Origin of the sequence: Bartonella sp. TS25HLJMH (genome assembly GCF_042193505.1) — a bacterium.
Taxonomy (GTDB): Bacteria; Pseudomonadota; Alphaproteobacteria; order Rhizobiales; family Rhizobiaceae; genus Bartonella; species Bartonella grahamii.
Genome location: NZ_JBHILV010000010.1, coordinates 51,784 through 66,451 on the forward strand (window position 1 = coordinate 51,784; position 14,668 = coordinate 66,451).

The following is a 14,668-nucleotide window of genomic DNA, read 5'->3' on the forward strand; positions in this document are numbered from 1 at the left end:
ATATATTGCGGTAAAAAGCTTTTGATATGCCAATCTGTAAGATTAATCTTTAGAGAGAGTGTAATGATAAAAGAATGGGCACCTGACTCTTGGAGAACAAGGCCAATTAAACAAGTTCCGACTTATCCGGATAAGTCTATGTTAGAAGATGTTGAACGAAAACTGAGAAGTTATCCTCCTTTAGTTTTTGCTGGTGAAGCACGTGATTTAAAAAATGAATTAGCAGCTGTTGCAAAAGGACAAGCTTTTTTATTGCAAGGTGGTGATTGTGCCGAAAGCTTTGCAGAACATGAAGCTGATAATATCCGTGATTTTTTTCGTGTATTTTTGCAAATGGCGATTGTTTTAACCTTTGGTAGTTCTAAACCGGTTGTTAAAATTGGTCGTATTGCTGGTCAATTTGCAAAGCCCCGCTCTTCTGATATCGAAAGCAAAGAGGGAGTTGAATTTCCTGCTTATCGGGGGGATATTATTAATGGCATTGAGTTTGAAGCCGATTCTCGTATTCCAGATCCGCAACGGATGTCTATGGCTTATCGCCAATCTGCGGCAACACTTAATCTATTGCGTGCTTTTTCACAAGGTGGCTATGCTAATTTAGAAAATGTACACACATGGATGTTGAGTTTTGTTTCTAACAGTCCGCAGGGGGAACGTTATGAATTATTGGCAGAGCGTATTTCTGAAGCAATTGATTTTATGCGTTCTATAGGGATTACATCCAAAACACATTCTTCATTGCGTGAAACATCTTTTTATACCAGTCATGAAGCACTTTTGCTTGGTTATGAAGAGGCTTTGACTCGGATTGATTCAACTTCAGGAAATTGGTATGCAACATCCGGTCATATGGTATGGATTGGTGACCGTACACGTCAGATTGACCATGCTCACGTTGAATATTGTCGCGGCATTAAAAATCCTATAGGATTAAAATGTGGTCCTTCCATTGAGTCTGATGAGCTTTTAAAATTAATTGATATTTTAAATCCAGAAAACGAGCTGGGGCGGCTTACTCTCATTACGCGTTTTGGGTATGATAAAGTTGAAAGTTATCTGCCTAAACTCATCCGTGCCGTTGAACGTGAGAAGCGTGCGGTTATATGGTCATGTGATCCAATGCATGGCAATACGATTACTGCCAATGGTTATAAGACGCGTCCCTTTGATTATGTTTTAAAAGAAGTAGAGAATTTTTTTGCAGTACATCATGGAGAGGGAACTTATCCAGGAGGCATCCATATTGAGATGACAGGTCGTGATGTTACTGAATGTACAGGAGGGGCGCATGCTATTTCTGTAGACGATTTATCTGATCGTTATCATACGCAATGTGATCCACGGTTAAATGCAGATCAAGCGTTAGAATTGGCTTTTCTTGTTGCTGAACTCCTTAAAAAAAATCGTGTGACTGATTCGTTAGGAATTGCTGCTGGTGGGTAGGAAAAAATTTCCTAATATACTTTTAGGTCATTATGGCAGAAGAGAATTTTTAAAAAAGTGATATTTCCTGATGATGAAGAATAAAGTTGTGGTTGCTAAACTGATGAAATGATACAAAGGCTTATGAAAAATGATTTTCGGGTATCAATTGCCCAATTAAATCCTATAGTTGGTGATATTGAGGGGAATTTTTCTTTGGCTGTCATGGCACATCAAAAGGCCAAAGAAGAGGGGGCTGATCTTGTTTTATTCACGGAACTTTTTATAAGCGCTTATCCGCCGGAAGATCTTGTTCTAAAACCTGCTTTTACAAAAACATGTGAAGAGACTGTTAAGAAATTAGCAAAGATAACCGTAGGCGGACCAGGAATTGTCATTGGTCTTCCATTAAGACGCAATGGCAATATTTACAACGGTGTCATGCTTCTTGATGAAGGGCGAGTCATTGCCGAAAGTTTGAAGTTTGATCTACCTAATTATGCTGAATTTGATGAAAAGCGTTTATTTTCTTCAGGCCCACGACCTGAGCCTCTTATCTATCGTGGGGTAGGACTAGGAATAGTGATTTGTGAAGATATTTGGAATGATTCTTCACTTTGTGCGGAGCTTGGTAATAAAGGAGCGGAAATTATTCTTGTCCTTAACGGATCTCCCTACTATCGTAATAAAATCTTAAAACGTATAGATGTTGTTCATACGCAAGCTCTACGATCTGGGGTACCAATTATTTATGCTAATCAAGTTGGTGGTCAAGATGAGCTCGTTTTTGATGGTGGGTCTTTTGCCTTGAATGGAGAAGGAAAAAAGATATTTCAAATGAAGCACTTTGATAGCCATATTGCTTTAAGCCATTGGCAAAAAATAACGACGGGATGGCACTGTATTTCAGGTCCTAATGAAAGTCTTCTCAATGGATTAGCGGCCGATTATCAAGCTTGTGTTTTAGGTTTGAGAGATTACGTTAATAAAAATCGCTTTAAGGATGTTATTCTTGGTCTTTCAGGAGGAATTGATTCAGCCCTGTGTACGGCAATGGCGGTGGATGCTCTTGGCTCTGAGAGAGTTCGCACCATTATGATGCCTTATCACTATACTTCACAAGAATCGTTAAAAGATGCTAAAGAATGTGCACAACTTCTAGGATGTCATTATGAAATAATACCGATTGAGCAACCTGTTGAAGCTTTTTTTAAGACAATGACGCCAGTTTTTCTAGGCTTACCCCCTGATATAACAGAAGAAAATCTTCAAAGTCGTATACGCGGTACACTTTTAATGGCTCTTTCAAATAAATTCGGTTCATTGGTGGTAACGACAGGCAATAAGTCAGAAATGGCTGTAGGATATGCGACACTGTATGGTGATATGAATGGCGGGTTTAATCCTCTTAAAGATATTTATAAAATGCAGGTTTATGCATTAGCTGAGTGGCGCAATAAAAATCACTTGCACAATTTGAGAGGACCAGAAGGGATTGTCATTCCATCCAATATTATAGAAAAAGCGCCTTCTGCAGAGCTGCGGGAAAATCAAAAAGATGAAGATTCTCTTCCGCCTTATCCTATTCTAGATGATATCTTGCAATCTCTTGTAGAAAATGACATGAGTATTTGTGATATTATTAAACGTGGGCATTCACGGGAAACTGTTGAGAAAGTTGAACAGCTTCTTTATGGTGCCGAATATAAAAGACGACAATCTGCACTCGGTGTAAAAATCAGTTACAAGAGTTTCGGACGCGATCGTCGCTATCCCATAGTCAATCATTTTCGCGATAAAAATTGAGTATTATTTTATGGTTAAAGTTCGTTTTGCTCCCTCTCCAACAGGTTATATTCATATTGGCAATATCCGTAGTGCGCTTTTCAATTGGCTTTATGCGCAAGCGTATAAGGGAGAATTTATTTTGCGCTATGATGATACAGATGTTGAACGTTCTAAACAAGAATATATCGATGCTATTGCTGTTGACCTTGAATGGCTTGGTATTCAACCAGATTCAATTTATTATCAATCTAAGCGATTTAATCGATATGATGAAGTTGCGGAAACTCTCAAACAACGCGGGCTTCTTTATCCCTGTTATGAGACTGCAGAAGAATTAGAGCGGCGTCGTAAAATCCAGCTTTCACGTAAATTGCCTCCTATTTATAACCGTGCAGCATTAAAATTGACAGCAGAAGAGAAAAAAAACTTTGAATCTCAAGGTCGTAAACCCCATTGGCGATTTCTTCTTCCTAATTTTGAAAGTGATCCTTTGCAAACAAAGCGAACAGAAGTTTGCTGGAATGATGCAATAAAGGGAAAGCAGACGATTGATTTGGCTTCTCTTTCAGATCCTGTTCTTATTCGTGAAGATGGAAGCTACCTTTATACATTGCCGTCTATCGTTGATGATGTAGATATGGCTATTACGCATATTATTCGTGGGGATGATCATATTACAAATACAGGCGCTCAAATTGCTCTTTTTAAAGCTCTTAATGCAGAATTACCGGTTTTTGCTCATACCAATTTATTGGCGACAGTTTTAGGAAAAGGATTTTCAAAACGTAACAATGATCTTTCTATTCGTTCTCTACGGGAAGAAGGATTTGAATCTATAGCGGTTCAATGCCTTGCCGTTTTGATTGGGACATCGCAAAATGTGCATCCCTATCCTAATCAAGCAGCGCTTTTAGAGCATTTTAATCTCCAAGATACGTCAAGATCCGTTGCAAAATTTGATATTGCTGATCTTCTTGCTTTGAATAGTCATCTTGTCCATGAGTTAACCTATGAGGAAGTAAAAATGCGCCTTAAAAAACTTTCTATTGAGGGAGATAAGGCGGAATATTTCTGGAACGCGATAAGAAGCAATATTAATAAAGTCAATGATGCTGTTTTGTGGTGGAAAATCATTCATGATGAACAGAATTTTGATACAGTGACACTAGAGGATCGTGCTTTTGTGCGCCAATCACTCGATTTCTTACCTGAAGGTGCTTTGAAGGAGGAAAGTTGGAAAATTTGGACAACAGCATTAAAAGAAAAAACAGGTCGAAAAGGAAAAGCTTTATTTATGCCATTACGTCAGGCACTTACAGGCATGGATCATGGACCTGAAATGGGAAAAATTTTGCAGCTTTTAGGGCGTGAAAAGATAGCAGAAAGACTCTCTAGGAAATAAGAGCGGCTTTTTTTAAAGCATTTCGTTCATTTCACTCTTCAAGAGAGTAAAGAACGGATTTATTTACACGTTTTTATAAGCATGAAAGCAGGAATATCATCACCAAATCCAAGGGGCGTGTAATTCTTATTTTTTCGTGGGCGTTGGTGCTCAGAGGGTTTCTCTTTATTATTTGCATTTTTGATATATTCTGTTTTATTCTCTTCTACAGATTTTTTAGTGTGAGCAACAGGCTCTTTGGGAGCAGTTTTCTTTGATGATTTTGAAGATTTTTTCTTTACAACAATATCTTCTGTTTGATCATCGACTATTAAAGTTGAGAGATCTCCATTGAGCCATTCAATTTTTTCATTACTCATTTCCTCAATGGCATTGATATATTTTTGATCAGCTTTTGTGACAATTGTAAAAGCTTTTCCGCTACGATTTGCACGCCCTGTACGACCAATTCGATGGATATAGTCTTCAGCATGTGTAGGAACATCATAGTTAAAGACATGACTTACAGCTGGAATATCGAGTCCACGGGCAGCAACATCAGAAGCAACAAGAAGTGTAAGTTTATTATTTTTAAAATCAGCTAGGGTGTTCATGCGCGAATATTGGTCCATATCTCCATGAAGTGCCCCTACATTAAAGTTATGTTTGATGAGCGATCTAAAAAGTTCAGAGATATCTCTCTTTCGATTACAGAAAATGATTGCATTTTGAAGCTCTGCACCTTCATTATGAATAAGTTCTCGCAAAACAGCTCTTTTATCCCATGACTTACTTCCAGATTTGACGAGCCTCTGTGTAATTGTGGTTGCGGTTGAGGATGCTTTTGTAACTTCAACAGATACAGGAGAATGTAAAAATTGTTTCGTTAATTTTGTAATTTCTGGTGCCATTGTTGCAGAAAAGAACAAAGTTTGACGCGTAAAAGGAGTTAGCTTACAGATGCGTTCAATATCAGGAATAAAGCCCATATCCAACATGCGATCAGCTTCATCAATAACAAGGATTTCAACGCCCATCAGGAGCAGTTTACCGCGCTCGCAATGATCAAGAAGGCGTCCTGGCGTTGCGATAAGAACATCAGCTCCCCGTTCAAGTTTGCGATCTTGGAGTTCAAAAGAAACTCCACCAATCAAAAGAGCAACATTTAAACGATGATTTATTCCGTATTTATCGAAATTTTCTTCAACTTGAGCTGCAATTTCTCGTGTTGGTTCTAAGATGAGCGTACGGGGCATTCGTGCTCTTGCACGACCTTTTTCAAGGAGAGTGAGCATAGGCAATACGAAAGAAGCGGTTTTACCTGTTCCCGTTTGGGCGATTCCTAAAACATCTTTTCTTTGAAGGACATGCGGAATTGTTTCACTTTGAATAGGTGTTGGAGTTGTATATCCCGCTGATTTCACCGCATTAATAACCTTTGCGGAAAGACCTAAATCATCAAAACTGTTTAAAGATGGTATCATTTTTTTATCAATTGCTCTGTGATTTTAACTGCGCTATCTAAATGATGATTATAACCAATATTCTACACTCTTAAAAAGTGTTAAGATGTTTTCACAAAAAAACTAACTATAACAATCATATACATATAAAACGCATAATACAATCATTAATAGCGAAATTGTTCTGATAAAATGCGCTCATCCCATGAATGATTTGAGTCAAAAAGGATTGAAGCTGTTACTTCTGTTGCCATTGAAATAGTAACTGAATGAACAGATTTAACTTCAATATTATCTGCAGCAGCGTTGACAGGGCGTTTGTCAGGTTCAAGCATATCAAAGCGCACTATTACTGTATTGGGAAGCAAAGCTCCATGCCAACGCCGAGGGCGAAAAGGACTAACGGGAGTGAGGGCCATAAGGGGGGCCATAAGAGGTAAGATAGGTCCTTGTGCTGATAAATTATAGGCGGTCGATCCAGCTGGTGTAGCGACGAGGACACCATCACAACTTAATTGTTCCATGCGTACGTTGTTATCAATGGTGATGCGAATTTTTGCGGCTTGATAAGATTGCCGAAAGAGGGATACTTCATTAATTGCAAGCGCCTCGATAGAATCTTGACATTCAGATTTTGCAATCATGCGCAGGGGATGAATTTCTTTTTTATGTGCGACAGCAATACGATTGGGTAATTTTTTTTCATGAAATTCATTCATAAGAAATCCTACAGAACCTTGATTCATACCATAAATAGGTTTGCCTGTGTTCATGACGTCTCGTACGGTTTGTAACATTGTCCCATCACCACCGATTGCAACAACAATATCAGTTTCTTCCAGAGAAGAATGACCATAAACGGAAATTAATTTATGGGTAGCTTTGATAGCGTCCTCAGTTTCTGCGGAAATAAAATGAAAGCGACTTGGTAATGTAGTCATTAAAAAATTATCCTGATACTTATTAATGTATGTTGTAACTTATTTTTGAGAGTTTTGAAGTTGTAACAAAAGCTCTTTTTATAATAAAAAGAGCATTGAATAAAGAGAAGTTATTTCAAGGTAAAGTATCATTGAAAAGTAAGAGGAGTGTGTTGTTAGATAAGCTACAAACAAGTAATTTTTTATTAAAATGATAATTTAGCATTGAAGCTAAGAGTATGATTGGTTAAAAGACCATAACTGATTTTAATAATCAGTTTGAAGCACCCGTAGCTCAGCTGGATAGAGCGCTGCCCTCCGAAGGCAGAGGTCACAGATTCGAATTCTGTCGGGTGCACCAAATTCTTCAACTTCATATTATCCTAAATAACAATATTACCTAAAAAGAAGCCAATTTCCTCTTTTATGAAAATGGTCATTTGAGTTGTTTACTAAGTTTTATAGCGAATAAGAAAATGATTTTAAGAGAAGTAAAATTTACGGCTGCGTATATAACTTTTCGGTTAGTCATTTTGAATATCGAGATAAAAAAGCAAAATTATCTAAATATGCTTTCAATTTAATTATAACATATATAACATAAAAATACATATTAATTCAATATGTTATTGTATAATTGATCTGGCAATTTTGACAGTAGATCGCTAAATATATTGTTTTGAGCATTAAAATAGATAGCTAAATTTGCTTTTATTCTATTTTGGGAGCTAAAGGCTGTTATGGTGAAATGGAACGCGGATGAGGAATATCACCAGTTAAAGGAATAATAATAGGGATAAAAATAATCGTCAAGATTTGAATTATTTCAAAACGCTGTATTCGGTATGGTTCTTATGGTTTTGAGAATGGGTATCGGGTGATTTCTCTATACACCAATATTGCCGGTTATATTGGATGAGGGATTGTTTACCTTTAATCAACCTTTTTATATAGCTAGCGCTAATTATGGTGGTTATTTAGTTGGGAGTATGTTCTTTACGTTTGGCAGAATTGGGAATATATCTCTTGCTCCTCACATGCCTATCTTGTGCAGCTATAGTAATGAGTGCACTTATTATTTCCATGGCGTTAACACTTGGTCCTTTTGATCTGATTTGCTTCTGGTGTTGCGAGTGCAGCAATGATGGTTTTGGGTTCTATTATGGTCATGCAGCATAGCCATAATGGGCGGATTATTGCTTCGCTTTATGCAGGTGTAGGAGTTGGTATTCTACTAGGTAATGAATATGTTATTATTAGTTTGAATAGGGCGCTTGATGCGACAAACATTTGGTTTGAAGTCGGCTTAATGTCTGTTCAAAACTTTTAAAAACATACAGGTTTAATTATAACAACGATAGCAAAAAACACCCCCGTTATTTCTTCCATTGCAAATGAAATCGCTTCTGTTAATAAGAAAAAACCATCCAAAAAATATAAATTGACCAATCAAATGAATTTCGTGACTGGCCATATATTATATCGCATTCGTGCTTTAAAAGATTTTGGTGATGTAAAAAAGTGATCTAGATGGTTTTATTGAAAATGAAAGCAACCATCTTTCATGATGGCAATTGCTGAGTTGCTGATATGCCTGTGTTGTAAAATCTGGTCGTGTTTATGAAAATGCAAGGGGCAATGGCTATGCTGCCATTGGTGGCTATGTGTATGGCAATGCCCTTATATGTGATAAAACTCGCGTGTATTTTGGTGCTCATGTTTATGACAATGCTCATCTTTCTTATAAGGTTTGAGTTTATCATTATGCACGGGTTTATGGAAATGCAAAATTATCCGGTAGTGTAGCTATTCATAGCAATGCCGAGGTTTATGATCATGCTGTTGTTAATATGGCAAGATTTATGGCAATGCCAAGATCTCTGGTTATTTCGTGATTAGAGGTAATGTATATGGCAATGCAAGAATAAAAAGACATAGCGATTTATATTCGGTTCCCATAAAATTTGAGGTTTATGAAAGTGATAACGTTGTCAAGATTGATAAACAGAATAAATGACAGGCGTGGGGAGCGCCTTTTTGATGGCTATAAACCCATCATAAAAGAGAAAATTCATAAAAGAAAGTCGTGCCAATTGATATGACGCGGCTTTTAAATAAAGGTTCTACAGATCATACAAAAGAAATCTATAATGAATGCATATATACAACGTATCATATTGCAAGCGCTCTATTTTATTGATTAAAACTTATCAAAAGGAACGTAAATGACAGGTATGATTTTTAATCACTCATTTGAATTACAGAACCTATAAACACTTTATTTATGGCTATAAAACGTATCAAGAATAACACCTTCATTTTTGAGGGGGGCATTTGAAACAAAGCACATTATCAAAATGCCTCTTTTAAAATGTTTTTTACTTGTTTGCTTGCGTTATATCATTAAAAGACTTTTGATTTCATAAGACATAATATTATCAATATAATACCTGTTTATTACCTGTTGTGATGATAGTATCTATATAATACCTGCTTGTCATTTACTAACTTTTTAGTAAGCGGTGCTTTAAAATCGACTTGTCTTTAAATCCTTTTATGTGTTTTTAATGAATTAAAATCTATCTTATAATAGCTTCAAATGATTATTTCTTTTAAGGTTTTGCTCAAAAAAAGAAAAACCCATACTATATTCTTTAAGCGTATGCGATTTATGTGTGATAAAAACGTATCATAAAATTTATGAACTGTTATGAATGATAGCTGCTTTTCACTTCATTTGAATGTGGACATGTCTTATAAGATTTGCATCATAATTTGCTTTTTATAGTCTATTCATACATGGCAATTGTTTATAAAAAATGGTCAATTGAATCACGTATAAAGTGTGAATTCTAAATGGAATTCATATAAAATAATTTCACACAAACTATTGACTTTGTTGTGTATTTTTTATGATAAGATTATTCTCTTATACGGCATTATCAATTTTATTTGCAAAAATCTGCTTCGCTTTTGACTTTTGATATGAATACAACCTCTTTTGAGGTAGAGCAAAGAATTTTTTAGCCATGGAGAGTGCAACAGCACTCTTCAAAAATCTTGATTGGTCTGTTGAAAAAATTCAAGAGGTAGATAATTATTCAGTACGTTATCAACTACCAGATCGTGAAGTACAAGTTCTTTATAATGACGCAATTATCAAAGGTTATCCGCAATTTGATGTTGGATTTTCGATTAATACTGGTATTTTAGCTGCTGCCTGCATGGTAATTGATCCCTATCAATTCTCAGCATTTACAAGATCTAAAACTTGACTTTGATAAAAAGTGGTTGAGAGTTTGTGAAGAAGAAATATATGCGGATTGGTTGGAATTAGAGCTTGATTATGTCTTGAAATGGGCGATGGAAAAAATTGATCTTCATAAATGCTTTTATTCCAGATATGGAGCACTACCTTAGCAAAAGAGTGAAGTTGAGGCACATAAGGTTATCAAGATAGATGATGCAGGTTATAGCTTACTTTATATTGGTGCACTGGCTTTATTGGGTGATGTTGCAACCTTACAATCTTATTATCAAAGTTTCAGTGCAGGGGATCATTTAGGCTTTGATGAAAATACCCAACAGATTCATCTTGAACGTGCATTGGCTTTAGCCAAAGAAGTAGTGAAATCTAAGCAACTCAGCTACACTTTAATTGCAAAAGTAGCAAAAAATATGAGTTCATCTGAAAGAAAAACAAAGTTCTTAATAAGAGCTTTCCAGAGAGGTGGAGCTTCATTCTTGGAAGGAAAAAATAGCTAAATTTATCGAAACAAAAGATAACAAATATTAAGAAGATCTCAAAAGATTATAGGAGCCAGAGTCTAGTTTAACGCTGCCATTATAAGTTGAGTGAACCCAACAATGGCGGAGTTCTATCCATTGGCGGAAATCTGATGTTTGAAAGATGGTTTCTTGATGTGAAGATAATATTATAATAAATAATTATTATAAATCAAAATATTTTATATATTCATTATTTTTGAGATTAATGACCATTGACAAATAATCTTGCATCATTTTCTTTCTTACAGCTTTTTGTAAATCATCAATGAAACTTTTTGTAATGGAAAGTTTATTGATAACATAACTTTTGTATGTTCATTACTTTACGCTTAAAAAAATATAAAAATAATGAAATGCAATTAAGTCATCAACTTCTTATTCTTTTCAATTTTTAATCATAAAAAATCCTTTTATTCATCTTGCTTATAAAAAGAATTAGTTTTTTCTGGTAAGACAATTGGAGAAATAAGGATTTTAGATATGTTTCGGCGTTCCATTTCAATTACTTTAAAGTGTAAACCATCAGTTTCAAAACTTTCTCCCTCATTTGGTAAATGACCAAACTGCCAAAGCATAAAGCCTGCCAGAGTCGTATAACGATCTGCTTCATCCACAAGGTTACGCCCAAGATAACCACTTAAACGGCGGATATCAGCATATCCCTCAACAAGAAGACTGCCATTTTCAAGTTGTTCTGCGATCATGAGTTCTTCATCGTCATCAGGAAAGTCTCCTGCAATAGCTTCAAGAATATCGGTTGGTGTTGCGATTCCTTCAAAAGATCCATGCTCATCAACAATAATTGCAAGCTGAATCGAAGAATGACGTAATTGCTCCATCAATCGTAAAACACTTGTATTTTCATGAACAACGAGGGGTTCTCGCATAGCTTTTTTCCAATTAATCTTTTTCCCCTCAGCCAAATTCAAAAGAAGATCTTTTGTCAACGCAACGCCAACAAATTCATCTACTTTTTCACGCGCAAGAATTAAGCGGCTATGTTTAACCTTTTGTAATTCCTCACGCATTTCATTTTCATCAGCATTTAAATCTAACCACTCAATCTCATTACGCGGCGACATGATAGAGCGAACAGGGCGATCAGCTAAATCGAGAACACCACGAATCATCTCCTTTTCTTCTGGTCTAAACAACTCAGAAGCTGCAGCCTGTTCAGCAATAACATCTACAGTCTCAGCAAGATGACTATCTTTACTTCCTCCTCCTAAGAGCCTCAAAACAGCATCAGCTGTTCTACTGCGTAGATCATTTGTTTTAATCATTTTTTCACGGTTACGACGTCCAATTTGATTAAAAGCTTCGATGAGAACAGAAAAACCAATAGCAGCATACAAATACCCTTTGGGAATATGAAAACCAAATCCTTCAACAATGAGAGTGAAACCAATCATCATCAAAAAACCAAGACAGAGAATTACAATAGTGGGATGACGATTAATAAAACGCATAAGAACACCAGATCCGCACATCATTACTCCCATAGCAGCTATGACTGCGATATACATAACTGTTGCCTGCTCTTTTGCAATCATACCTGTTGCGGTAATAATACTGTCTAGTGAAAAAACGGCATCCAGCACCACGATTTGAACAATTACTTGCCAAAAAACAGCATAAGCAACGCCTGTTTTTCTTTCATGTGATACGCCTTCTAACCTTTCATGTAATTCTAGCGTTCCCTTTGCTAGTAAAAAGGCTCCACCACCGATTAAAATAAAGCTATGCCAACTAAAGATAAAAGATGAAAGTGAAAGAATTACCCTATCGAGTCTCATAACCCATCCTATAACTGTAAGAAGGAAGAGCCGCATAATTAATGCTAAAGTAAGACCTAGAAAGCGTGCGCGGTCACGCAAATGCAGTGGTAATTTTTCAGCTAAAATTGCAATAAAGATAAGGTTATCTATTCCTAAAACAATTTCGAGAAAAACTAGCGTGATCAAACCAAACCACGCATGGGGATCAGTGATCCATTCCATCATTCCTCACCTTTTAGAAGCTTAAAAGCGCGCGATTGACAAAAAAAATTCATAGGCTTTTATTCGTATATTGGATCATGAACATTGAATGTAAAAAAATTTATATTCAACGAAAAAAACAGCAAAATATTGCTTGAATGCATGTGATTATTGATAAAACAAAATGACGCCCCATCCCGCTTACAACCACAAGAAGGTTCCTCTAAATTTTGCTCGGGCATTATGCTCGATAATCCTCCAACTGTAGGTTCTGTATAACAATCAGAACATTTATTTATAAAGCTTCCTATAATGGGTTTATTTTTATATAAGATCAAGTGGTGAATATCATATTTTTAACCTTACAGACAATGAGTCTATATAACAAACAACAAAATATCTGGACATCCATCCTTAGGAGCGTTATAGAAACGCTCATTCTCATCTTTCGGGAAGCTTATGGGTGATTAGCTCAGTCGGTAGAGCAGCTGACTCTTAATCAGCGGGTCGTGGGTTCGATCCCCTCATCACCCACCATTTGATTTGATACCATAAATAACGTATTGATTGCGTAAATTTTTTTAAGATACGAGTTGCTAAATAAAATTGGGAAGTAGGATTTTCCCATATGCGTTTGTGTAAAAGTAAAGATTGTTGATATAGCTTAGTCATCAGGTTTTGTACTTTTAGGGGGCTTAAAGATCTTTTAATGCGTATTGTTTCTTTTTTTTAAATCGCAATTGGTAAGGAGAAGTTTCTTACCGACAATTGTGTTATTTAAAGGGGTATAAAAATCAACAATTTTCACTTCTTTTAATATGAATTGACTAAATTTTTTTTGGATTTTTGGCATATGATTTAAAGATAGAAGAAACGTTACATTTTAGTTGTGTCAGCAGCGTGGATATTTTTTGATAACTCTCCCGCTTAAACAAAAAATCTCTGTAATAATCATCAGTATTCGAAGAGGGTGAATCAAGATAAAACAAAGTAATTAGCTGGAAATAACAGAAATAAAATTAGATCAGTTTAATGGTTTAAAGCTAATACCTGCTAAACGATAGAAAATAAGCTTTAATAAGGATTCAAGTTCTAAAATATTAAACCGTGCAGTTACGTTATGCTGTTTTCCCGTTAGCTTAACCGCTAAAAAGATAAACATTAAGAAAGCTGCTCAGAACCATTATAATATATTTATTTATAATAATTAATTACTATTTTTTAAAAAACTTTATTGTCATAAACTTCTTTTGTTTCAATCCCTCTTATAATGAATTAATTAAAATTATTACTTTTGCGTTATAAATGAGATTAACGTGTGGATAAAGACTATTGAAGAAAAGCATAAAAATGATTCTTATTAACGTTCTTAAGCGTCAAAAGTTATCACAACATTGGAAAAATAGTATAATGGTGCAGGCTTGCTCTTTTATTAAGTATAAAGATGATGGTGCAACAATGGCTTTACTATTATACCATTTACGGGTGTTATTGTGTAATGGGGAAGAGCACTGAGAGAGGTTTCTTAAAAAAGGTATGTAAATTGGCAACACGATGGTGTTCTGTTCTTTGAGAGGCTTGATTCTATTAAAGAACGTGACAAACAAAAGCGTGACACAAGACACAATATGTACACACATTATTCCTATATTTTTGAGAGATGAAAGTTTCGTAAAGTTTTTCCTTGTATTTTTATATGATCGTTTAGGAAAAACTCTTTTATTAAAAGTATTATTTAAGTATTCTTGATTTATATACATTTTATTATTCTAAATAATAAAATGAAGTTATTTTCAGATAGAGTTTTTTAATTTTGAGCATTTGTTTTTTGCAATGATGTGCTTTATCCAACATAAAAATCGATTACACAATGAAATAGTACTTTTAATATTCAAGTTTATAGGAGTTTTTTTGAAGGAAAATAGA

10 protein-coding genes, 2 tRNA genes and 1 pseudogene are annotated in these 14,668 nt (G+C 35.4%); 10 read left to right on the plus strand and 3 right to left on the minus strand.

Annotation, left to right across the window (positions count from 1 at the left end; translation table 11 throughout):
- The first annotated feature begins 63 nt into the window (after positions 1–63).
- From ACFINF_RS06015 to gltX, 3 genes are all read left to right on the plus strand, one after another.
- Entirely contained in the window at positions 64–1,443 is a 1,380-nt protein-coding gene (locus ACFINF_RS06015; RefSeq protein ID WP_375620085.1) for a class II 3-deoxy-7-phosphoheptulonate synthase, read from the plus strand.
- Between the two features lie 123 nt (positions 1,444–1,566).
- Positions 1,567–3,228 (plus strand): NAD+ synthase, encoded by a 1,662-nt coding sequence (locus ACFINF_RS06020; RefSeq protein WP_375620086.1) that lies wholly within the window; start codon positions 1,567–1,569, stop codon positions 3,226–3,228.
- Positions 3,229–3,238: 10 nt separating this feature from the next.
- Complete coding sequence (gene gltX / locus ACFINF_RS06025) at positions 3,239–4,612, plus strand: glutamate--tRNA ligase (RefSeq protein WP_375620087.1); 1,374 nt, start codon at positions 3,239–3,241, stop codon at positions 4,610–4,612.
- A gap of 59 nt (positions 4,613–4,671) precedes the next feature.
- Here the strand turns inward: gltX and ACFINF_RS06030 are convergent, their stop codons facing one another.
- Complete coding sequence (locus ACFINF_RS06030; protein ID WP_273788120.1) at positions 4,672–6,075, minus strand: DEAD/DEAH box helicase; 1,404 nt, start codon at positions 6,073–6,075, stop codon at positions 4,672–4,674.
- 146 nt (positions 6,076–6,221) lie between these two features.
- A complete protein-coding gene (locus tag ACFINF_RS06035; protein WP_012755068.1) occupies positions 6,222–6,995 on the minus strand; it encodes an NAD kinase in 774 nt (257 codons plus the stop codon).
- A gap of 263 nt (positions 6,996–7,258) precedes the next feature.
- Here ACFINF_RS06035 and ACFINF_RS06040 point away from each other — a divergent pair.
- The 6 genes and pseudogenes from ACFINF_RS06040 (at position 7,259) to ACFINF_RS06065 (ending at position 10,739) form a co-directional block, all read left to right on the plus strand.
- A tRNA-Arg gene (locus ACFINF_RS06040) sits at positions 7,259–7,335 on the plus strand.
- Between the two features lie 562 nt (positions 7,336–7,897).
- Complete coding sequence (locus tag ACFINF_RS06045) at positions 7,898–8,083, plus strand: hypothetical protein (RefSeq protein ID WP_375620088.1); 186 nt, start codon at positions 7,898–7,900, stop codon at positions 8,081–8,083.
- A 32-nt stretch (positions 8,084–8,115) separates the two neighbouring features.
- Positions 8,116–8,304, plus strand: coding sequence for a YbfB/YjiJ family MFS transporter (locus ACFINF_RS06050; RefSeq protein WP_375620089.1), 189 nt, complete (start codon positions 8,116–8,118; stop codon positions 8,302–8,304).
- Between the two features lie 123 nt (positions 8,305–8,427).
- Positions 8,428–8,991, plus strand: a pseudogene (locus ACFINF_RS06055) (hypothetical protein).
- Between the two features lie 1,012 nt (positions 8,992–10,003).
- Entirely contained in the window at positions 10,004–10,249 is a 246-nt protein-coding gene (locus ACFINF_RS06060) for a hypothetical protein (protein WP_375620090.1), read from the plus strand.
- Positions 10,250–10,460: 211 nt separating this feature from the next.
- The gene (locus ACFINF_RS06065) at positions 10,461–10,739 is read left to right on the plus strand and encodes a DUF6990 domain-containing protein (RefSeq protein ID WP_375620104.1); all 279 of its coding nucleotides are present in this window, start codon (positions 10,461–10,463) and stop codon (positions 10,737–10,739) included.
- A gap of 434 nt (positions 10,740–11,173) precedes the next feature.
- Here ACFINF_RS06065 and ACFINF_RS06070 read toward each other — a convergent pair whose 3' ends face one another.
- Positions 11,174–12,766: a TerC family protein gene (locus ACFINF_RS06070; protein ID WP_375620091.1), complete on the minus strand. Its 1,593-nt coding sequence runs from the start codon at positions 12,764–12,766 to the stop codon at positions 11,174–11,176.
- Between the two features lie 437 nt (positions 12,767–13,203).
- Here ACFINF_RS06070 and ACFINF_RS06075 point away from each other — a divergent pair.
- Positions 13,204–13,279, plus strand: a tRNA-Lys gene (locus tag ACFINF_RS06075).
- Positions 13,280–14,668 lie beyond the last annotated feature (1,389 nt).

Bases quoted from the DNA above. Each gene is read 5' to 3' on its own strand.
- ACFINF_RS06070 (WP_375620091.1), bottom strand. From the start codon at position 12,766: ATGATGGAATGGATCACTGATCCCCATGCGTGGTTTGGTTTGATCACG.
- ACFINF_RS06030 (WP_273788120.1), bottom strand. From the start codon at position 6,075: ATGATACCATCTTTAAACAGTTTTGATGATTTAGGTCTTTCCGCAAAG.
- ACFINF_RS06060 (WP_375620090.1), top strand. From the start codon at position 10,004: ATGGAGAGTGCAACAGCACTCTTCAAAAATCTTGATTGGTCTGTTGAA.
- ACFINF_RS06020 (WP_375620086.1), top strand. From the start codon at position 1,567: ATGAAAAATGATTTTCGGGTATCAATTGCCCAATTAAATCCTATAGTT.
- ACFINF_RS06035 (WP_012755068.1), bottom strand. From the start codon at position 6,995: ATGACTACATTACCAAGTCGCTTTCATTTTATTTCCGCAGAAACTGAG.
- gltX (WP_375620087.1), top strand. From the start codon at position 3,239: ATGGTTAAAGTTCGTTTTGCTCCCTCTCCAACAGGTTATATTCATATT.
- ACFINF_RS06015 (WP_375620085.1), top strand. From the start codon at position 64: ATGATAAAAGAATGGGCACCTGACTCTTGGAGAACAAGGCCAATTAAA.
- ACFINF_RS06050 (WP_375620089.1), top strand. From the start codon at position 8,116: ATGATGGTTTTGGGTTCTATTATGGTCATGCAGCATAGCCATAATGGG.